Origin of the sequence: Kribbella sp. NPDC023972, from assembly GCF_040639075.1 — a bacterium.
Lineage (GTDB): Bacteria > Actinomycetota > Actinomycetes > Propionibacteriales > Kribbellaceae > Kribbella.
In genome coordinates, this window is the sequence record NZ_JBEZZH010000001.1 from 197,930 (window position 1) to 218,267 (window position 20,338).

16 protein-coding genes and 1 tRNA gene are annotated in these 20,338 nt (G+C 68.2%); 4 read left to right on the top strand and 13 right to left on the bottom strand.

The features are described 5' to 3' along the window. Positions 1–83: 83 nt before the first annotated feature. A complete protein-coding gene (locus tag AB0F43_RS00890; protein WP_360468803.1) occupies positions 84–515 on the top strand; it encodes a hotdog fold thioesterase in 432 nt (143 codons plus the stop codon). Here AB0F43_RS00890 and AB0F43_RS00895 read toward each other — a convergent pair. Next, a complete protein-coding gene (locus tag AB0F43_RS00895; RefSeq protein WP_360468804.1) occupies positions 478–1,107 on the bottom strand; it encodes a GNAT family N-acetyltransferase in 630 nt (209 codons plus the stop codon). The two genes, AB0F43_RS00890 and AB0F43_RS00895, sit on opposite strands and share 38 nt — an antisense overlap. 125 nt (positions 1,108–1,232) lie before the next feature. Between AB0F43_RS00895 and AB0F43_RS00900 the strand changes: the two genes are divergently transcribed. Further along, positions 1,233–1,973: a DUF554 domain-containing protein gene (locus AB0F43_RS00900; protein ID WP_360468805.1), complete on the top strand. Its 741-nt coding sequence runs from the start codon at positions 1,233–1,235 to the stop codon at positions 1,971–1,973. Positions 1,974–2,077: 104 nt separating this feature from the next. Here the strand turns inward: AB0F43_RS00900 and AB0F43_RS00905 are convergent, their stop codons facing one another. The 8 genes from AB0F43_RS00905 to AB0F43_RS00940 all read right to left on the bottom strand — a co-directional run bounded on the left by AB0F43_RS00905 (position 2,078) and on the right by AB0F43_RS00940 (position 9,864). Beyond that, on the bottom strand, positions 2,078–2,794 hold the full coding sequence (locus AB0F43_RS00905) for an ABC transporter ATP-binding protein (RefSeq protein WP_360468807.1): 717 nt from the start codon (positions 2,792–2,794) through the stop codon (positions 2,078–2,080). Between the two features lie 217 nt (positions 2,795–3,011). Continuing rightward, positions 3,012–3,956 (bottom strand): ABC transporter ATP-binding protein, encoded by a 945-nt coding sequence (locus AB0F43_RS00910; protein WP_360468809.1) that lies wholly within the window; start codon positions 3,954–3,956, stop codon positions 3,012–3,014. Continuing rightward, complete coding sequence (locus AB0F43_RS00915) at positions 3,953–5,665, bottom strand: branched-chain amino acid ABC transporter permease (protein WP_360468811.1); 1,713 nt, start codon at positions 5,663–5,665, stop codon at positions 3,953–3,955. The genes AB0F43_RS00910 and AB0F43_RS00915 overlap by 4 nt, the downstream gene beginning before the upstream one ends. Continuing rightward, positions 5,662–6,978, bottom strand: coding sequence for a branched-chain amino acid ABC transporter permease (locus AB0F43_RS00920; RefSeq protein ID WP_360468812.1), 1,317 nt, complete (start codon positions 6,976–6,978; stop codon positions 5,662–5,664). The genes AB0F43_RS00915 and AB0F43_RS00920 overlap by 4 nt, the downstream gene beginning before the upstream one ends. Positions 6,979–7,062: 84 nt before the next feature. Next, on the bottom strand, positions 7,063–8,304 hold the full coding sequence (locus AB0F43_RS00925; protein WP_360468814.1) for a branched-chain amino acid ABC transporter substrate-binding protein: 1,242 nt from the start codon (positions 8,302–8,304) through the stop codon (positions 7,063–7,065). 181 nt (positions 8,305–8,485) lie between these two features. Then, positions 8,486–9,076, bottom strand: coding sequence for a response regulator (locus AB0F43_RS00930; protein WP_360468816.1), 591 nt, complete (start codon positions 9,074–9,076; stop codon positions 8,486–8,488). A gap of 68 nt (positions 9,077–9,144) precedes the next feature. Then, positions 9,145–9,588: a hypothetical protein gene (locus tag AB0F43_RS00935; RefSeq protein WP_360468818.1), complete on the bottom strand. Its 444-nt coding sequence runs from the start codon at positions 9,586–9,588 to the stop codon at positions 9,145–9,147. A gap of 54 nt (positions 9,589–9,642) precedes the next feature. Then, a complete protein-coding gene (locus AB0F43_RS00940; RefSeq protein ID WP_360468820.1) occupies positions 9,643–9,864 on the bottom strand; it encodes a helix-turn-helix domain-containing protein in 222 nt (73 codons plus the stop codon). A 107-nt stretch (positions 9,865–9,971) separates the two neighbouring features. Here AB0F43_RS00940 and AB0F43_RS00945 point away from each other — a divergent pair. Next, positions 9,972–10,044 (top strand) — tRNA-Leu (locus AB0F43_RS00945). Positions 10,045–10,091: 47 nt separating this feature from the next. After that, a complete protein-coding gene (locus AB0F43_RS00950; RefSeq protein WP_360468822.1) occupies positions 10,092–10,841 on the top strand; it encodes a transcriptional regulator in 750 nt (249 codons plus the stop codon). A 122-nt stretch (positions 10,842–10,963) separates the two neighbouring features. Here AB0F43_RS00950 and pyk read toward each other — a convergent pair whose 3' ends face one another. The 4 genes from pyk to gltB form a co-directional block, all read right to left on the bottom strand. Then, positions 10,964–12,409 carry a pyruvate kinase gene (gene pyk, locus AB0F43_RS00955; protein WP_360468823.1) on the bottom strand — a complete coding sequence of 482 codons (1,446 nt, stop codon included), beginning with the start codon at positions 12,407–12,409 and terminating at the stop codon, positions 10,964–10,966. A gap of 111 nt (positions 12,410–12,520) precedes the next feature. After that, the gene (locus AB0F43_RS00960) at positions 12,521–14,071 is read right to left on the bottom strand and encodes a metallophosphoesterase (protein WP_360468825.1); all 1,551 of its coding nucleotides are present in this window, start codon (positions 14,069–14,071) and stop codon (positions 12,521–12,523) included. A 117-nt stretch (positions 14,072–14,188) separates the two neighbouring features. Further along, positions 14,189–15,655, bottom strand: a complete 1,467-nt coding sequence (locus AB0F43_RS00965; protein WP_360468827.1) for a glutamate synthase subunit beta — start codon at positions 15,653–15,655, stop codon at positions 14,189–14,191. Then, complete coding sequence (gene gltB / locus AB0F43_RS00970; RefSeq protein ID WP_360468829.1) at positions 15,655–20,178, bottom strand: glutamate synthase large subunit; 4,524 nt, start codon at positions 20,176–20,178, stop codon at positions 15,655–15,657. The genes AB0F43_RS00965 and gltB overlap by 1 nt, the downstream gene beginning before the upstream one ends. Positions 20,179–20,338: the final 160 nt, after the last annotated feature.

Sequence of the window (20,338 nt, forward strand, 5' to 3'; positions counted from 1 at the left end):
TTCTGGAGCCACGTACCGACTCTAGTGGGTCCCTGGGACAGTTCTGACCCGCCCGCGCGGAGGGCTCACGTAGTCTGCCCCCTGTGACTGAACAGAGCACCGACGGTATGGACCTCGGCCCGGGAATGGGCGTCGAGGGCACCCTGCTGAGCCTGATGGGCATCCAGGTCTTGGAGGCCGCCCCGGAGCGGATCGTCGCCACCATGCCGGTCAAGGGCAACACCCAGCCGTACGGGCTGCTGCACGGCGGCGCGTCCTGCGTTCTCGCCGAGAGCCTCGGCTCGATCGGCTCGGCCCTGCACGCGGCGGCCTACGACAAGGTCGCGGTCGGTGTCGACATCAACGCCACCCACCACCGCGCGGTCCGCGACGGCATCGTGACCGGCGTCGCCACCCCGATCTACCTCGGCCGGACGACGACGTCGTACGAAGTCGTCATCACCGACCAGCGGGACAAGCGGGTCTGCACCGCGCGGATCACGTGCCAGCTGATTCCGGCGCCGCCGGGTAGCTGACCTCGGCTCGATCGACCGGCAGCGGGCGGGCCAGTTGCGCGCGGCGGGCGATCACCGACCGTCGCGACGAGAGCAGGGCCAGCAGGTTCGGCGCGTGTTCGGCGGCGAGCCGGCGACGGACGGTGTGCGTGGCGGCGAACCGCAGTACGCCGGCCTGCCCCAGGCCCAGCCGGGCCAGGAACCGGTTCGCCTCGCGGGCGACCGCGGGGGCGACGGCGGCCAGGTGCGCGCAGTTCTCGTGCTCGGCCCAGGCGGCGGCTTCCGCGATCAGCGCCTTGCCCAGGCCGTGCCGGCGGGCGGTGTCACTGACGTGCAGATACTCGACCGTCACCGTGAAGTCGTTGTGCAGCGGGCTGATCGCGGTCCGGCGCAGATAGGCCATCCCGTGCACGGCGCCGTCCAGCTCGCCGACCAGCAGCCGGCCGAACGGGTCGTCGAGATGTTTGCCTATAGCAACCTCGACGGCGGCGACGGCCGGCGGCGCGGGCAGTCGCAGCGGGTGGCCGGACCCCGTGGTCATCTCACGCCACAACGCCACCAAGGCGTCGGCGTCACCGCGTTGGGCGTCCCTCACCTCGATGGCTGATGCCACAGCGACCTCCTGGTCTGGTCCACCCCCGAGGTGAACGGGACGTGCGGATACGCTCGTCCTCGCGCAACAGTAGGCCCTTGGGGGTCAGTTGCAAAGCTGCCCCCCGGGCTGATCGGAGACCAGGTTTGTTCGTCGGAATCGGAACTGTCGTCAACGTCGCGACAGTCCTCGTCGGGTCGGTACTCGGCGTACTCATCGGCCATCGGCTCAGTCACCGCACCCGAGACCTGGTCACCGACGCGCTCGGCCTCGTCACGCTGCTGATCGCGATAACGTCGGCACTCACGGTCGGCGATCAGGTGCTCAGCGACGCGGTGGGTGACAGCGCGCCGATCCTGATCGTGCTCGGCGCGATGCTGATCGGCGGGATCACCGGCTCGTTGCTGCGGATCGAGCAGCGGCTGGAGGACTTCGGTGCCTGGATGCAGCACCGGTTCAGCCGCGGCGACAGCGAGAGCAGGTTCGTCGAGGGGTTCGTGACCGCGTCGATGGTGTTCTGCGTCGGGCCGCTGACGTTCCTCGGCGCGCTGTCCGACGGGCTCGGCCGGGGCGCGGACCAGTTGTTCCTCAAGGCGGTGCTGGACGGTTTCGCCTCGATCGCCTTCGCCGCGTCCTTCGGCTGGGGCGTGGCGGCCTCCGCGCTCGTCGTACTGGTGCTCCAAGGCCTGATGACCGCGGTCGGTGCGGTGCTGGGCGACGTACTCCCGGAAGCGCATGTGACCGCGTTGGGCGCCACTGGCGGGGTGATGCTGGTCGGTGTCGCGCTCCGGCTGCTGAAGCTCAAGCAGATCGCGGTCGCGGACCTGCTGCCCGCCCTGATCGTCGCCCCGCTACTCGTGCAACTCCTGATCATCCTCCGCCGCTGACCGGCCCCATTTCGCTGGCTGACCCACGAGCTTGTGGGTTTGCCACCCGTATTCAGGGTGGCAAACCCACCACTCGGTGGGTCAACCCACCAAATGTGCCGGGGTCAGTCCTCGCCGAGGTAGGCCTTGCGGACCTCGTCGTTGACCAGCAGGTCGCTTCCCGTTCCGGACAGCACGATCTTGCCGACCTCGAGCACGTAGCCGTAGTCGGCCCGCTTCAGCGCGGCCTGGGCGTTCTGCTCGACCAGCAGGATCGTCGTACCCTGCCGCTGCAACTCGGTCACCGTCGACATGATCCGCTTCATCATGATCGGCGACAGACCCATCGACGGCTCGTCCAGCATCAGCAGTTTCGGCCGGCTCATCATCGCCCGGCCCATCGCCAGCATCTGCTGCTCACCGCCGGAGAACGTCCCGGCCGGCTGCTTGCGCCGCTCCCCCAGGATCGGGAACAGGTCGTACGCCGCGTCCAGGTCGGTGCGGATCCCGGCCGCGTCCTTGCGGGCGAACGCGCCGAGCAGCAGGTTCTCCTCGACCGACAGCCGGGGGAAGATCCGCCGGCCCTCGGGTGAGTGCGCCAGCCCTCGCGCGACGATGTCGTGCGCCGCCACGGTGTCGATCCGCTCACCCTGGAAGAGCACCTCGCCCGACGACGGCCGGAGCAGGCCGGAGATCGTCCGCAGCGTGGTGGTCTTGCCGGCGCCGTTGGTGCCGATCAGCGTCACCACCTGGCCCTGCTCCACGCTGAAGCTGATCTTCTTCACCGCGACGATCTTGCCGTAGGCAACTTCCAGGTCGCGGACCTCGAGCATCGCGGTCATGGGGCCTCCCGGTCTGGACTGAGAAGTGGAGGGAGCACGGTCATGGGGCCCTCCCTGCCTGGACTGAGGAGCGCAGGGAGCGGAGCGACTGGAGCGACGAGGGAAGGCTGGGAGGCAAGGCCCCATGACCCTGCCGGCGCCGAAGGCCCGGCCAAAAGCACAGACTGGGAGCCGAAGCCCCATGACCCGCCGCGCCGGAGGCGTGGCATCAATACCGTCATGGGGCCTCCTCCTCCACATCCTGCGGACGATCGCCGGCGACGAGTTCGTCCTCGTCCTCCTCGCCGGTCCCGATGTACGCCTCGATCACCCGCGGATCCGACTGCACCTCCGCCGGTGTGCCCTCGATCAGGGCCTCGCCGCGGACCAGGCAGAGCACCCGGTCGCAGAGGTTGAAGATGAACCGCATGTCGTGCTCGATCACCACGACCGACAGACCCGAGTCCCGGATCTTGAAGATCAGGTCGCTGGCCTGCCGGGTTTCCAGCGGGTTCATACCGGCCGTCGGCTCGTCCAGCAGGATGAGCTTCGGGTCGGTGGCCAGCGCGCGGGCGATCTCGAGCCGCCGCTGGTCGCCGTACGGCATGTTCCGGGCCAGGTGCTCGGTGGACTTGCCCAGACCGACGAAGTTCAGCAGCTCCTGGGCCCTGGCCCGGGTGGCCTCCTCCTCCTTGCGGAACTTCGGCCCGCGCAGCACCGAGGTGAGCGCGCCGGAGCTGGTCCGGCAGTAGCGGCCGACCATGACGTTCTCCAGCGCGGTCATGTTGGCGAACAGCCGGATGTTCTGGAACGTCCTGGCCATCCCGGCCCGGACCACCGCCCGCGGCTTCGGCGGCAACGGTGTCAGCGCACTCAGCGGCTGCGCCGGTACCGCCTCCTCCGACTCGCTCTTCTGGCGCTTCGGCGGCTTCGGCTTCCGCGGCGTGCCGGCGAACCTGACCACACCGCTGGTCGGCTTGTAGAGGCCGGTCAGGCAGTTGAAGAACGTCGTCTTGCCGGCCCCGTTCGGGCCGATCAGACCGACGATCTCGCCTTCCCGCACGGTCAGGTTGACATTGTTGACCGCCAGCAGACCACCGAACCGCATGGTCACACCGGAGACCTCCAGCACCGGCTGCCCGATCGGCCGGGTCGTCGTCGGCTGCGTTTCGGTGACGGTCATTTCGCCTCCTCGACGATCAGGCGCTCTTCCTCGACCGCGACGGCCAACGCCTCGTCCTCCTCGTGGAACTCCAGCAGCCGGCGCCTGTTCGCGACCAGGCCCTCCGGCCGGAACCGCATCATCAGCACCAGGGTGAGACCGAACAGCATCAGCCGGTACTCCGAGAAGAACCGCAGCTTCTCCGGCAACAGCTTGAGGATCGTTGCCCCGAGCAACACACCGGCGATGGTGCCCATACCGCCCAGCACGACCGCGGCGAGCAGGAACGCCGACTCCAGGAAGATGTACTGATCAGGGCTGACCGCGACATCCTGGTGCGCCTTGATGGTGCCGGCCAGACCGGCCAGGAACGCGCCGATCGCGAACGCCAGCACCTTCAGGCCGAAGACGTTCACGCCCATCGCCTCGGCCGCCTTCTCGTCCTCCCGGATTGCGACCCAGCCCCGGCCGATCCGGCTGTCGTTCAGCCGGGCGAAGACCAGGATGACGAAGGCGATCAGGACCAGCAGCAGGAAGTAGTAGTTCGAGAAGCGGCCCAGCTCCAGCCCGGCGACCGTGTGCTCGTCGCCGAAGTTGAAGTTGCCGATCTCCAGCTCCGGGATGCCGGGGATACCGTTCGGGCCGTTGGTCAGCAGCGGGCCGTTGATGCCGTCCAGGTTGAACATCGCCAGCCGGAAGATCTCACCGAAGCCCAGCGTCACGATGGCCAGATAGTCACCTGAGACGCGTAGTGTCGGTGACCCGATGATCAGACCGAGAGTCGCCGCCACACAGGCGCCGATCAGCACCACGACCGGGAACGGTGGGTGCCAGTCGATCGTCGCGAACGCCGACTCCGACAACATCGCGGCCACGTAGGCGCCGGAACCGAGGAAGGCGATGTAACCGAGGTCCAGCAGGCCGGCCAGTCCGACCACGATGTTCAGGCCCATCGCGGTGGCCGCGAAGATCAGCACCTGGGTCGCGATCGACATGTTCGCGTCCGACCCCTTCTGGGTGAAGGGGAAGAAGAACGCGACCACGAAGGCCGCCAGCGTCAGCACTTTCTTGTGCCGCTGGGCGACGTGGCCGAACCAGCCGATCACGCCGGTCCGGAACAGCGTCAGGATCACCGTGGCGATGAGGAGCAGGCAGAGGATGAACGACCACGCATCCGTCAGGCCCAGCGCGTACGCCGCGCCGAACAGGATCGCCGCCATCATCACGGCGATGGCGAGGATCTCCGACCAGGCCGGCAGCCTCGCCTGGCTCAGGTCACGCAGCTGCCGCAACGCGAGCATCCGCGAGCTCGCCAGGATCAGGGCGGCGCCGGCCAGCGAGACGTAGGCACCCGGGTTGACGTTGATCAGGCCGTCCGACTCCACGGTGATCGCCACCACGATCAGCACCATGTACAGCGTCAGGCCGAGGCCCAGCGCCCGCAGGCCGAGAGTCGCGTCCAGCCAGGTACCCAGCGTCGTCAGCGGCCCTCGCTCGGCCAGCAGCAGGACCAGCGCGAGCACGGCCCCGATGATCGCGAGGATCTGCAGGCCGCCCGGATAGAAGTTGATCGACAGATCGTTCAGGATCGAGCCGTCGTAGCTCCAGGACAGGAAGGAGCCCACGATCACCAGCACCGCACCGGCGACACCGACCGTCCACGCGATCGGTTTCACCGGCGGCTGGGCCACCGCCTCCGGAATCTCCGGAGTCGTTTTCACGTCGCTCATGCCCGATCCACCACCCTCGCTCCGAGCAGGCCCTGCGGCCTGAACACCAGTACCAGGATCAGGATGACGAACGCCCAGACATCCTTCCAGGAACCGCCACCGAACTGACCTGGCACGTACTGGGTGGCCATCGCCTCGACGACGCCCAGCACCAGACCACCGACGACGGCACCGTAGACGTTGCCGATGCCACCGAGAACCGCGGCGGTGAACGCCTTCAGACCGGCCAGGAAGCCCATCCGGAACTCGATGTTGTTGTTCTGGAAGCCCTGCGAGATCCCGGCGACCGCGGCCAGCACCGCACCGAGGGCGAAGGCCACCACGATGATCCGGTCGACGTTGATGCCCATCAACCGGGCGGTGTCCGGATCCTGCGAGACCGCCTGCATTCCCCGGCCGAGCCGGGTCCGGTTGATGAAGTACCACAGCAGCACCGCACAGACCGCCAGCGCGGCGACGGTGAAGATCGCCGACCGCTGGATCGTCACTCCACTGACGTCCAGCGCGCTGCCGGTGACCACGTCGATCTGCGGGAACGGGATGCGCTGCTTGGCACTGGGCCACTCGATGCTGCTGATGATCGTCTTGAAGATCACCCAGGTCAGCTCCGCGGCCGCCGCCGCGACGGCCGCCGCCTCCAGGATCGCGACCGTGCCGATCTCGGTGCGCGCGCGCTGCCGTACGGCGACGGACAGCAACCAGCCGATCGCCGTACCGACGGCCGCGCCGACGATGATGACGCCGGGCACCAGGATGAAGGACAGGTCGCGATCGATCAGCCGGACCACGACCCAGAGCCCGACCGCGCCGGCGGCACCGCCGAGCAGCGGGGCGCGGTCGTACCACTTGGTCACCGGGTTGTTCAGCTCGGCGTTCGACAGCAGCCCGCCGACGAAGTACCCGAGGGCGACGGCCAGGACCGCGAACACCACAACGGTCCAGCCCGGCTGCTCGTAGAACAACCGGATGAACTCCTGCAGGAAGACGGAGATGCCGATCGCGGTGATCAGCGGTGCGAGTCGTGGCGCGTTCCGCAGGGGACGGTACGCGACACGTTCCATCGCCACCGCGGTACCGACCGACGCGATGATGGCGCCGACGATCATGATCGGCAGGATCCACACGCCGGTCTGACCGTCGAAGAACAAAAGGTACGTGGTCAGTGCGCCGAACGCACCGATCATGAACACCTCGCCGTGGGCGAAGTTGATGAGCTGCACGATGCCGTAGACGACGGTGTAACCGACCGCGATCAGGGCGTACAGGGATCCCAGGGTCAGCCCGTTCACGAGCTGCTGGAAGAACTGGTCCACGTCGACCTCCCAACTGCCTCAGTTCCGACATGCCACGGGGGCGGGAGGATCAGCTCCCACCCCCGAGGCATGAGGTCGACCTACTTACTCGGACTTGAATTCCTTGGTCTCGACGGTAGCCCACTTGCCGCCTGAGACCTTGTAGACAGTCAGCACCTTGGAGGTGGTGTCACCGTACTCGTCGAACGCGACCTTGCCGGTCACGCCGTCGAACGAAACGTCCTTCATGGCGTCGACCGTGGCCTGGCGCGCGGACTCGACGTCCTTCGCGTCCTTCAGCGAGTTCTTCAGCGCAGCGATGATCGCGTTCGCCGCGTCGTAGGAGTAGCCGCCGTACGCCGCGTACGGGTCCTTGAACCCGGCCGCGGTGTAGTCCTCGACGAACTTCTTCGCCGACGGCAGTTTGTCGATCGGGGCGCCGACCGAGGTGGCGAGGTCGTTCTCACTGGTCTTGCCGCCCAGGCTGATGAACTTCGGGTCGTAGATACCGTCGCCACCCATCAGCGGGACGTTCAGGCCGGCGGCCTTCATCTGCTGCGAGAGCGGACCGGCCTGCGGGTACTCACCGCCGTAGTAGACGGCCTGCGGCGCGGACGGCTTGATCGCGGAGATCACGGCCTGGTAGTTCGAGTCGTCCGGGTTGATGGTCTGGGCCGCGACGACCTGACCACCCAGCTTCTTGAACTCCTCGGTGAAGGTGCCGACCAGGCCCTGGCCGTACGCCTTCTTGTCGTGGATCGTGGCGACCTTGGTGATCTTCGCGGTCTCGTACAGGTAACGCGCCGCGAAGGGACCCTGGACCGCGTCGGTGGTGCAGGTGCGGAAGTACGTCGGGTACGGCCGCTTCGGGTCGGTCTGCCAGTTGGCGCCCTGGGTCAGGCCCGGGCCGGTGTTGGCCGGCGAGACCTGGACGATGTTCTTGGGTGCGAGAACGGGCTGGACCTGCTGGCTGACGCTGGTGTTCAGCGTGCCGACCACGCCGATCACGTCGGCGTCACCGGCGAGCGCGGTGGCCGCGTTCTTGCCCGGCTCCGGCTTGCCTTCGTCATCCTTCGGCACGACCTCGAGCTTCCAGCCCGGGATCGCGTTGGAATCGTTGGCCTGCTTGACGGCCAGCTCCACTGAGTGCTGGATACCCAGACCCAGCGCCGACAGATCTCCTGACAGAGGCGCGATCACGCCGATCTTGGCGGTCTTGGTCGCATCTCCGCCAGAGCCCCCGCCATCGTCGCCACTGCGTGAACCGCAGGCAGTCAGGGCCAACGACGCAACGATCAGCGACGCGCCGACCCGTACTACGGAACGCTGGTGCACTGTTCCTCCCATGTCTGGATAGTCCGAACGATTGGCCGGACCCCCGCGTTTCCCGCGAGCACCCGCAGGTTAGACCTCCGGTGCCACCTGCGGCGACGTCACCGAGCGTGTGTTGTGAGGTCGTTACAGCGGTAAGCACCATGGGAGGTGGTGATTGCTGTACGCGCGCTCAGCGCCATACGCGGAGAGTGACTCAATCGCTACCACCCGCCTCGTCAACGACCAACTCCGCGACCTGGCGCATGGAAACTCTCTTGTCCATGGCGGTTTTCTGGATCCACCGGAACGAGTCCGGCTCGGACAGCCCGAACTTCGTCTGCAGGATCGACTTGGCCCGATCCACCAGCTTGCGCGTCTCCAGCCGCTCGGCCAGGTCGGCGACCTCACGCTCCAGCTCGGCCAGCTCGACGTACCGGGACGCGGCGATCTCGATCGCGGGCAGCAGATCGGCCTTGGAGAACGGTTTCACCAGGTACGCCATCGCGCCGGCGTCGCGGGCCCGCTCGACCAGCTCGCGCTGCGAGAACGCGGTCAGCATCAGCACCGGCGCGATCCGCTCACCGGCGATCTTCTCCGCCGCGCTCAATCCGTCCAGCTTCGGCATCTTGACGTCGAGAATCACCAGATCGGGCCGATGCTCCGTCGCCAGCCGGATGGCCTCTTCCCCGTCTCCCGCCTGCCCGACGACGTCGTACCCCTCCTCAGCCAGCATCTCGGCCAGATCCATCCGGATCAACGCCTCATCCTCAGCGATCACCACACGCTTACCAGTCACACCGCACACCTTATCGACCCCACTTCACATCTTCGGTCCAACGAAGGTGTCGAGCGCCGCAACCGCCTCCTTCCGACTCACCGCGATCGCGTTCCGCCGCGGCTGTCGCCAAGCAATACCCAGCAGATCAAGGGCGTCGGTGAGTATCTTCCGGATATCTTCCGACTCATTGGCGAACCAGTAGCGCACGTAGTAGTGCCGCCGGTCCACCCCGGCCTGCTGGCCCAGTTAACGAGCCGGCACCCGTCCGAATGGAACAACCCTCGCAGCAACCGTTCGGGATACTTGGCAACAATCTCCAGCTGCCATGGCTCCAACTCGATCTTGCGCAGGCGCTTCCGTCCGGCACCGTGCTGCGGGAAGACACAGGGCCAGTGCTTCCATCGCGCCTCGATCCGGATCGCGGTCGAGCCGCCGCGCAGACACGGGCTCGCATTTGGCTTCACCACCTTGATCGTCGCGGCGATCTCCTGGTTCAGCTCCGGATACTTCTGATCGTTCGCGATCTGCAGCGTGAACACGCCACGTCGTGCCCGTGCGATGGACCCATCGCCCAGATACCACCCCAACAAGGCCTACGCCGCCTCATCCAGCTCAGCCCCATCAGACGGCGGACAAGGCGTCGCTGGATACCCGCCACCTTTGCGAGTCCGTCCTTCGAGCTGATACCGCCGCCGCCAGGTCCGAATCGTCTGCACCGCAACACCGTGGATCTCGGCGTTGTGCTGATCGCTGACCCCTTCATCAGACATCCGCAGCGCCGACTCCACAGTCTCCCGCGACCTGAAGTGAGCCATGCCACATGCTCCGGCAGACCACCGACAGTTCTGCTCGACGTCTGGCGGAGCGGAATCCCCACGTGGCAATTTGACCAGCCCAATGGGCTAGGATCTTCCAGCGGAATGCCCTGGTACTCCAACGGCAGAGAGGGCGCACTCAAACTGCGTACAGTGTGGGTTCGAATCCCACCCAGGGCACAGATAGGCGACCGGGATCTGTCGGTCGTGGGTGACAACCTCGGGTCATGTACGACGAGGAGATGCGGGCTGTCGCCCGGACCGCGATGGCGGGCGGTGAGAGCCTCAACGCGATCAGCAAGCGGCTCGGGGTGAGTCGGGCTACGCTCCGTGACTGGCGGGACCGAGAGGGTCGTCGGCCTTACCCGAGCGACTGTCCGCGCTGCACGAACAGGCAGCCCGCGGCGACGTCGTACGCGCATCTGCTGGGGCTGTACCTGGGCGACGGCTGTCTCTCGAAGCACAGGAAAGAGGTCTACGCCCTGCGGATCGCGTGCGACGACGCGTATCCCAGGCTGATCGACGAGGCAGTGGCGGCGGTGACCGCCGTACACCCGAGTCGACCGGTCCACCGGGTTCAGGCCGTCGGCTACACCTCCGTCGTTTCGTACTGGAAGCACTGGCCGTGCCTGTTCCCTCAGCACGGGCCTGGCCCGAAGCACCACCGCCGGATCGAGCTGGCGGGTTGGCAGCGGGAGATCGTTGCCCAGCACCCCGATCTCTTCCTCCGCGGCCTGTTCGACTCCGACGGGTGCCGGGTCGCGAACTGGGCGACTCGGGTCGTCGGCGGGGAGGTGAAGAGGTATGAGTACCCGCGGTACATGTTCTCCAATGATTCCGCGGACATCTTGGCGCTGTGCCAGTGGGCGCTGGGGCTGCTTGGCATTCCTTGGCGGATGCCGCGACGCAATGCGTTGTCGGTCGCCCGGCGAGACGCAGTCGCGCGGCTCGGCGAGTTCGTCGGGCCTAAGTCGTAGGACGCCGAACCGGGTGGCAGGTCGCCGTACCGTGCCACAACGCAGTTGAGGCGGGCGGTCAGGTGACCGCTCGCCTCAACAACAGGTTTCTGGCTGTTCTGTTGTCGTTCTCCGCTGCCTGGTTACGGGTTGCGGTAGGCGGGGGCTATGCCTTCGATGGCGTCGCCCATGCGGTGGACTCGGAGGGCGTTGGTGGAGCCGGGGATGCTGGGGGGTGAGCCGGCGACGATGACGACGATGTCGCCCTTCTGGAGTTTGCCGAGCTCGAGCAGGCGCTGGTCGACCTGGCGGACCATCTCGTCGGTGTGGTCGACGGTGGGGACGATGTGCGTCTCGATGCCCCAGACGACGCTCAGCCAGGAGCTCACCGACGGGACCGGGGTGAAGGCGAGCACCGGGATCTCGGTCCGGTAGCGGGCCAGCCGGAGCGCGGTGTCACCGCTCTGGGTGAACGCGACCAGGAACTTCGCGTCCAGCCGCTCGGCGACGTCCGCGGCGGCCCGGGCGATCACGCCGCCCTTGGTCCGCGGCTCCCACTCGATCTCCTTCAGCCGGCTCAGGCCGTGCTGCTCGGTCGACGAGACGATCCGCGACATCGTGTTCACGGTCTCGATCGGGAACCGGCCGACACTGGTCTCACCGGACAGCATCACCGCGTCGGCACCGTCGAGTACGGCGTTCGCCACGTCGGACGCCTCGGCCCGGGTCGGCCGCGGCGCGGAGATCATCGACTCCAGCATCTGGGTGGCGACGATGACCGGCTTCGCGTTCAGCCGGGCCTGGTCGATGATCAGCTTCTGCACCAGCGGGACCTCCTCGAGCGGGAGCTCCACGCCGAGGTCGCCGCGGGCCACCATGAACCCGTCGAAGGCCTCGATGATCTCGTCCAGGTTGGCGACCGCCTGCGGCTTCTCGATCTTGGCGATCACCGGGACCCGCAGGCCCTCCTCGTCCATGATCTTGTGCACCAGCTGCACGTCGGCCGCGTCCCGGACGAACGACAGCGCGATCATGTCGGCCGGCAGGTGCAGCGCCCAGCGCAGGTCCTCGGCGTCCTTCTCCGACAACGCCGGCACGCTGACCGCGACGCCGGGCAGGTTGATGCCCTTGTGGTTCGACACCGGCCCGCCGACGGTGACCCGGCAGACCACGTCGGTCTCGGTCACCTCCTCGGCGACCATCGCGATCCGGCCGTCGTCGATGAGCAGCTGGTCGCCCGGTTTCACGTCACCGGGCAGGCCGTCGTACGTCGTACCGCAGATGGTCACGTCACCCGGGACCTCCCGGGTGGTGATGGTGAAGCGCTCGCCGTAGGTCAGGGTGACCTTGCCCTCGGCGAACTCGGCCAGGCGGATCTTCGGCCCCTGCAGGTCGACCAGGATGCCGACGTTCTGGCCGGTCTCGGCCGCTGCGGTGCGGATCCGCTGATAGATGCGCTCATGCTCGGCATGGGCACCATGGCTCAGGTTGAGCCTTGCGACGTCCATACCTGCTTGGACGAGTTCCAGGATGCGCTCGGGGGCGGCCGTAGCCGGGCCGAGCGTACAAACGATCTTTGCGCGACGCACGTCACAAAACCCTACTCCTACAAACCACTGGGCTTGCTGGTCCGCCCCCGTTACTGGACAGTTAACAGCTCATGACCGTTGCGTACGACGCCTGACGCGGCACCTGAATCGTCAAGAAGGCAAGGGGGTGTAGGCCCCGACGGTGACCTCGCCGGTGAGTTCCGCGGTGACGCTCTGGAGGCCGATCGGTTGCCCGTCGGAGTAGGTGATCAGGGTGACCTCGCCCGGCCGTCGCAACGTGTAGCCGAGGGCGAAGGCGTACGCCGCTCCCCCGGTCGTGCCGTTCGTGTACGTCGTGACCGGGCGGCCGTCGACCACCTCGTGCTCCGGCCCGACCTGGCGATGCAGGTGGCCGGACAGCAGCAGCGTCGCGCAGCCGCGGGCCGCGGTGTCGGCGAACGACGACGGGTCGTGGACGACGAAGGTCGAGATGCGCTTGTCGTCCGGCTGCTCGCAGGCGACGTCGGCGAGCCGTTCGGACTGTTCGGCGATGGTCTCGTCTCCCGGCGAGTCCGCACTGCCGAGCCCGGTCCGGGTCGGGTCGCTGTCGCCGAGGAACCGGATCCCCTCCACCTCGACCGGTTTGCCGTCCAGCACGGTGAACCCGTTCTTGCGCATCGCGTTCTCGATGTGCCCGCCGGCGTCGTGGTTGCCGGCCACCGCGACCACCTTCAGGTCCCGGAAGTGCTGGGCCAGCGAGTGGATGCTGAACACCTCCCAGGACTGCCCGGACGAGGAGTCGTCGCCGGCGTCGATCAGCACCTTGGCCCCGGCCACCTTCGCCACCTCGGCGGCGAACGGGTCCATCCCGATGTTGTCGTGCCGGTCCGACACCAGCAGCGCGACCGTCTCCCCCTCGGTCGCCTGGTGGATCCGGCCGCCGACCCGGGTGACCCGGTCCCGCAGCCGGCCGTAGAACTGGGTGGATCGCTCGTACGTCTCGACCGCCGTACGGATGACGCCGACACCACCGGTGGTGGAGAAGCCGGCCGCCACCTCGACGTCCTTCAGCCGTTCGTCGAACGACAGCTCCGGCAGCAGCTGGTGCAGCGGCCGCCACTCGGTCGGCGGCACCTCGGCTGGTCGCATCCGGCCCGGGCCGAAGATCGACGCGATCGTGATCAGCATCGCGACCAGTACGACGATCGCGCGGTGCTCGACCCGGCGTTCGTGCTTGTGCACCAGATCCCACAGCTCGCGACGGCGGCGTGGGCCGAGTGCGGTCCAGACCGTTGCGACGACGACCGCGACCAGCAGGCCGGTGCCGGCGCCGGCGACCGCGTTGTCGACGGCCATCTCCCCGATCACCTGCTGGATCCGCGCGATCTCACCGTCCGGCTGCGAGGCGATCAGGGCGTCACGGTTGAGCAGCTCGGCGAGGTTGTCGGCGTCGGTCTCCTGGATGTCGATGTTGACGCCGACACCGCCCGGAGAGTCGGTGGGCAGGCGCAGGCGGGGCAGTACGGCGCCGAGGTCGAGGGTGGCGTGGCCGTCGAACGTCGGGGAGACCGTCGCCGCGTGGGCGCCGATGGTGACCCGCTCGGAGTCGTTGGAGAACCCGAACAACCCGACCGAGACCGAGGTGACCAGGAAGAGCAGGGCGAGTCCGGCCCAGGGCGCGATCGCGCGCAGCCGGGCTCTGGTCACGAGTCGGCCAACCATGGCTCAACCGTAGGGGGCCGGACAAGCCGTCGCATCTTCCGGCGCTGCGTGTGTCGGCACGCGAACCGGGCCGCAGGCAACAAACAGTCGCCGACGGCCCGGTTCATCGCGCTGGGCTCAGACCGTCAGCGGGCGAGCTGTCGGCGGGATGGGAGTGGGCAGGGTGGAGGACCCGGTCAGGTGGGTGTCGACACCGTTCGCGCAGGAGCGGCCCTCGGCGATGGCCCAGACGATCAGGGACTGACCGCGGCCGGCGTCGCCGCAGGCGAACACACCGTCGACCGAGGTCTGGTAGGTCTTGTCCCGCTTGACGTTGCCGCGCTCGTCCAGCTCGACGCCGAGCTGCTCCAGGAAGCCCTCGCGCTCCGGGCCGAGGAAGCCCATCGCCAGCAGCACCAGCTGCGCCGGGATGGTCCGCTCGGTGCCCTCGACCGGGATGAACTTCCCGTCCTTGAACTCCACCTCGACCAGGTTCAGCCCGGACACGTTGCCGTGGGCATCGGACTCGAAGTTGACGGTCGAGACCGAGTACACCCGCTCGCCGCCCTCCTCGTGCGCCGACGCGACCCGGTAGATCATCGGGTACGTCGGCCACGGCTGCCCGGCCGGCCGGTCGTCGCCGGGTCGCGGCATGATCTCCAGCTGGGTGACCGAGCGGGCCCCCTGCCGGTGCGCCGTCCCGAGGCAGTCCGCACCGGTGTCACCACCACCGATGATCACCACGTCCTTGCCAGTGGCAACGATCTGGTTCTCGACCGGCTCCCCCAGCGCGACCCGGTTGGCCTGCGGCAGGTACTCCATCGCCTGGTGGATGCCGCCGTACTCGCGTCCCGGCACCGGCAGGTCGCGGGCCGCGGTGGCACCGGTGGCGATGACGACGGCGTCGTACCGCTGCTTGAGCTGGGTCCCGGTGACGTCCACGCCGACGTTGACGCCGGAGCGGAAGACCGTGCCCTCCTCCTTCATCTGCTGGATCCGGCGCTCGACCTGGATCTTCTCCATCTTGAACTCGGGGATGCCGTAGCGCAGCAGCCCGCCCGGGGCGTCGGCCCGCTCGTAGACCGCGACGGTGTGACCGGCGCGGGTCAGCTGCTGGGCGGCGGCGAGACCGGCCGGGCCGGAGCCGACGACGGCGATCGTCTTGCCGGTCAGCCACTCGGGCGGCTGCGGCTTGACGTCACCGGCGTCCCAGGCCTTGTCGATGATCGCGACCTCGACGTTCTTGATCGTCACCGGCTGCTGGTTGATGCCGAGCACGCAGGCCGGCTCACACGGCGCCGGACAGAGCCGGCCGGTGAACTCCGGGAAGTTGTTGGTCGCGTGCAACCGCTCGATCGCACCGGACCAGTCGTCCCGCCAGACCAGGTCGTTCCACTCCGGGATCAGGTTGCCCAGCGGGCAGCCGCTGTGGCAGAACGGGATGCCGCAGTCCATGCAGCGTCCGGCCTGCTTGGTGATGATCGGCAGCAGTGCCTTGCCGGGCCCACCGGGGTAGACCTCTTTCCAGTCCTGCACCCGCTCCTCGACCGGACGTCGCTCGGCGACCTCCCGCGGGGTGGTCAGGAATCCCTTCGGGTCAGCCATCAGATGGCCTCCATCATCGCTCGCGTGGTGGCGTCCTCGTCCAGCCCGTCCCGCTCGGCGGCCGCCTTGGCCGCCAGCACCCGGGCGTAGTCGCGGGGCATCACCGTGGTGAACCTGGCCGCCGCCGCGGGCCAGTCGGCGAGCAGCTTGGCCGCCCGTTCCGAACCGGTCTCCTCGTGGTGGGTGCGGACCAGGTCGTGCAGCAGTTCGGACTCGTCCTGGGTGACCGGGTGCAGGTCCACCAGTTCCGGGTTCACCAGGGCGGGGTCCAGGTCGAGCACGTGGGCCACGCCGCCCGACATGCCCGCCGCGAAGTTCCGGCCGACGGCGCCGAGTACGACGACGCGCCCACCGGTCATGTACTCGCAGGCGTGGTCGCCGACCGACTCGACGACCGCGGTGGCGCCGGAGTTCCGGACGCAGAACCGCTGTCCGGCGCCGCCACTGATGAACAGCTCGCCTGACGTCGCGCCGTACGCGATGACGTTGCCGGCGATGATCTGGTCGGCCGCGTCGAAGCGGGCCCGGCGGTCCGGCCGGATCACCACCCGGCCACCGGACAGACCCTTGCCGACGTAGTCGTTGGCGTCACCCTCGAGACGGAGCGTGACCCCGCGCGGGACGAAGGCGGCGAACGAGTTGCCGGCCGAGCCGGTGAAGGTCAGGTCGATGGTGCCGTCGGCCAGGCCGGCGGCCCGGTACCGCTTGGTGATCTCGTGACCGAGCATGGTCCCGACGGTCCGGTTGACGTTGCGGATCGGCAGCTGTGCCCGCACCGGCTCACCGCTGTCGAGCGCCGGCCGGCAGATCCGGATCAGCTCGTTGTCGAGCGCCTTGTCGAGACCGTGGTCCTGCTCGACGGTCTGGTGCCGCGCGGCGCCTTCCGGCAGCGACGGCACGTGCAGGATCGGCGACAGGTCGAGACCGTCGGCCTTCCAGTGGTCGACCGCGCGCCGGATGTCCAGCACCTCGGCGTGCCCGATCGCCTCGTCCAGCGACCGGAAGCCCAGCTCGGCCAGGTACTCCCGGACCTCCTCGGCGATGAACTCGAAGAAGTTCACCACGAACTCGGGCTTGCCGGAGAACCGCTCGCGCAGGACTGGATTCTGGGTCGCGACGCCGACCGGGCAGGTGTCCAGGTGGCAGACCCGCATCATGATGCAGCCCGACACCACCAGCGGCGCGGTGGCGAAGCCGTACTCCTCCGCACCGAGCAGCGCCGCGACGATCACGTCCCGCCCGGTCTTCAGCTGGCCATCGGTCTGTACGACGATCCGGTCGCGCAACCCGTTGAGCAGCAGGGTCTGCTGGGTCTCGGCCAGACCGAGCTCCCACGGACCACCGGCGTGCTTCAGCGACGTCAGCGGAGCGGCACCGGTACCACCGTCGTGTCCGGAGATCAGTACGACGTCCGCGTGCGCCTTGCTCACGCCCGCGGCGATCGTGCCGACGCCGACCTCGGAGACGAGCTTCACGTGGACGCGCGCCTGCGGGTTGGCGTTCTTGAGGTCGTGGATCAGCTGAGCCAGGTCCTCGATCGAGTAGATGTCGTGGTGCGGTGGCGGCGAGATCAGGCCGACGCCCGGCGTCGAGTGCCGGGTGCTGGCCACCCACGGGTAGACCTTGTTGCCGGGCAGCTGACCGCCCTCGCCGGGCTTCGCGCCCTGCGCCATCTTGATCTGGATGTCGTCGGAGTTCGTCAGGTACTCCGCCGTCACGCCGAACCGGCCGGACGCGACCTGCTTGATCGAGCTCCGCCGTACCGGGTCGTGCAGGCGGTCGGAGTCCTCGCCGCCCTCACCGGTGTTCGACTTGCCGCCGAGCTGGTTCATCGCGATCGCCAGCGTGGTGTGCGCCTCGGCGCTGATCGAGCCGTAGCTCATCGCACCGGTGGAGAACCGCTTGACGATCTCGCTGACCGGCTCGACCTCCTCGACCGGGATCGGCTCCCGGTCCGAGCTGAAGCCGAACAAGCCACGCAACGTCATCAGCCGCTCGGACTGCTCGTCCACCCGAGCCGTGTACTGCTTGAAGATGTCGTAGCGCCCGGTCCGGGTGCTGTGCTGCAGCCGGAACACCGTCTCCGGGTCGAACAGGTGCGGCTCACCCTCACGGCGCCACTGGTACTCGCCGCCGATCTCCAGCTTGCGGTGCGCGGCCAGGATGCCGTCGGCCGGGTACGCGCGCAGGTGCCGGCGCCGTACCTCCTCGGCGATCGTGTCGAGCCCGACCCCGCCGAGCTTGGACGACGTACCGGTGAAGTAGGTGTCGACCAGCTCCGGGGCCAGACCGGTCGCCTCGAAGATCTGGGCACCCGTGTACGACGCGACCGTCGAGACACCCATCTTCGACATGACCTTGAGCACGCCCTTGCCGAGCGACTTCACCACGTTGCGGACGGCCTGCTCGGGCTCGATCCCCGGCAGGTAGGTGCCCTGGCGGCAAAGATCCTCGACCGACTCGAGAGCGAGGTACGGGTTGACCGCGGCCGCGCCGTACCCCATCAGCAGGGCGACGTGGTGGACCTCGCGGACGTCACCGGCCTCGACGACCAGGCCGACCTGGGTGCGGGTCTTCTCCCTCACCAGATGGTGATGAACCGCGGAGGTCAGCAGCAGCGACGGGATCGGCGCGTTCTCGGCGTTCGAGTGCCGGTCGGACAGCACCAGGATGCGGGCGCCGTCCTGGATCGCCGCGTCGGCCTCGGCGCAGATCGCCTCCAGCCGCGCCTTCAGCGCCTCGCCGCCGCCCTCGACGTCGTACACGCCGCGCAGCACCGTGGTCGCCAGGCCCGGCATGTCGCCGTCCAGGTTGATGTGGCGCAGCTTGGCCAGCTCGTCGTTGGTGATCACCGGGAACGGCAGCACGACCTGGCGGCAGGACGCCGGGCTCGGGTTGAGCAGGTTCGACTCCGGACCGAGGGACGACGACAGCGAGGTGACGAGCTCCTCGCGGATCGCGTCCAGCGGCGGGTTGGTGACCTGGGCGAACAACTGCGCGAAGTAGTCGAACAGCAGCCGCGGCCGCTCGCTCAGGACGGCGATCGGCGTGTCGGTGCCCATCGACCCGATCGGCTCGGCGCCGGTCTTGGCCATCGGCGTGAGGATGACGCGCAGCTCCTCCTCGGTGTACCCGAACACCTGCTGGCGGCGGGTGACCGAGGCGTGGCTGTGCACGACGTGCTCGCGCTCGTGCAGGTCCTCGAACCGGATCAGGCCGGCGTGCAGCCACTCGTCGTACGGGTGCTCGGTCGCGAGTGCGTTCTTCACCTCGGAGTCGGTGATGATCCGGTGCGCCTCGACGTCGACCAGGAAGATCCGGCCCGGCTCGAGCCGGCCCTTCTCGGTCACGGTGGCCGGGTCGATGTCGAGCACGCCGGCCTCGGACGCGAGTACGACGAGACCGTCCTCGGTGACCCAGTAGCGCGACGGGCGCAGGCCGTTGCGGTCGAGCACCGCGCCGACCTTGGTGCCGTCGGAGAAGACCACCGACGCCGGGCCGTCCCACGGCTCCATCAGGGTCGAGTGGAACTCGTAGAACGCACGCCGCCGCGGGTCCATCGTGGTGGCGTTCTCCCACGCCTCCGGGATCATCATCAGCATCGCGTGCGGCAGCGACCGGCCGCCGAGGTGCAACAGCTCCAGCACCTCGTCGAACGACGCCGAGTCGGAGGCTCCCGGCGTACAGATCGGGTAGAGCTGCTCGAGGTCGCCCGGGATCAGGTCGCTGGCGAGCAGCGCCTCGCGGGCGCGCATCCAGTTCCGGTTGCCCTGGACGGTGTTGATCTCACCGTTGTGGGCGATGTACCGGTACGGGTGGGCCAGCGGCCAGGACGGGAACGTGTTGGTTGAGAAGCGCGAGTGCACGACACCGATCGCGGAGGCGAGGTCGGGGTCGGTCAGCTCGGGGAAGAACTTGTCCAGCTGGTCGGTGGTCAGCATCCCCTTGTAGGTGACGGTGCGGCCGGACAGCGACGGGAAGTAGGTCTCCGTCTCCTTCTCGGCCCGCTTCCGCAGCCGGAACACCATCCGCTCCAGCGCCAGGCCGAGCACCCGTCCCGCCGTGGCGGTGACGAACAGCTGCTTGAACGTCGGCATCACCGAGCGGGCGGTGGCGCCGAGCAGCTCCGGCGTGGTCGGCACGTCGCGCCAGCCCAGGACGGTCAGGTTCTCCTCCGCGGCGAGCTCCTCGATCCGGGCGATCGCCTTGGCGGCGTCGTCCGGGTCGGCCGGGAGGAAGGCGATACCGGTGGCGTAGCTGCGCGGCACCGGCAGCTCGAACTCGCACACCTTGCGGTAGTAGGCGTCCGGGATCTGGATCAGGATGCCGGCACCGTCGCCGGAGTCCGGTTCGGCGCCGGAAGCACCGCGGTGCTCGAGGTTGCGCAGGGCGGTCAAAGCCTTCGCCACGATGTCGTGGCTGGGTTCACCGGTCAGGGTCGCGACGAAGGCGACACCACAAGCGTCGTGCTCGTGCTGTCCGTCGTAGAGACCCTCGCTCGGGAATGGGGGGCGACCAAACATTCAGGAGCTCCCGTCGTCCTACGGTCAACAACTGGCCGCGGGACAACATTGGCCCAAGCCGGGAGTCCCGAGACTACCTCATGACGCCCGACAGATGGACTTCCATTCCACCGTCACCACGGCCTTCTCACCCACAGTAAGCAAGCGCTCACTACCTGCC

Bases quoted from the DNA above. Each gene is read 5' to 3' on its own strand.
- gltB (WP_360468829.1), bottom strand. From the start codon at position 20,178: ATGTTTGGTCGCCCCCCATTCCCGAGCGAGGGTCTCTACGACGGACAG.
- AB0F43_RS00925 (WP_360468814.1), bottom strand. From the start codon at position 8,304: ATGGGAGGAACAGTGCACCAGCGTTCCGTAGTACGGGTCGGCGCGTCG.
- AB0F43_RS00940 (WP_360468820.1), bottom strand. From the start codon at position 9,864: ATGGCTCACTTCAGGTCGCGGGAGACTGTGGAGTCGGCGCTGCGGATG.
- AB0F43_RS00905 (WP_360468807.1), bottom strand. From the start codon at position 2,794: ATGACCGCGATGCTCGAGGTCCGCGACCTGGAAGTTGCCTACGGCAAG.
- AB0F43_RS00960 (WP_360468825.1), bottom strand. From the start codon at position 14,071: ATGGTTGGCCGACTCGTGACCAGAGCCCGGCTGCGCGCGATCGCGCCC.
- AB0F43_RS00965 (WP_360468827.1), bottom strand. From the start codon at position 15,655: ATGGCTGACCCGAAGGGATTCCTGACCACCCCGCGGGAGGTCGCCGAG.
- AB0F43_RS00950 (WP_360468822.1), top strand. From the start codon at position 10,092: ATGTACGACGAGGAGATGCGGGCTGTCGCCCGGACCGCGATGGCGGGC.
- AB0F43_RS00910 (WP_360468809.1), bottom strand. From the start codon at position 3,956: ATGACCGTCACCGAAACGCAGCCGACGACGACCCGGCCGATCGGGCAG.
- AB0F43_RS00915 (WP_360468811.1), bottom strand. From the start codon at position 5,665: ATGAGCGACGTGAAAACGACTCCGGAGATTCCGGAGGCGGTGGCCCAG.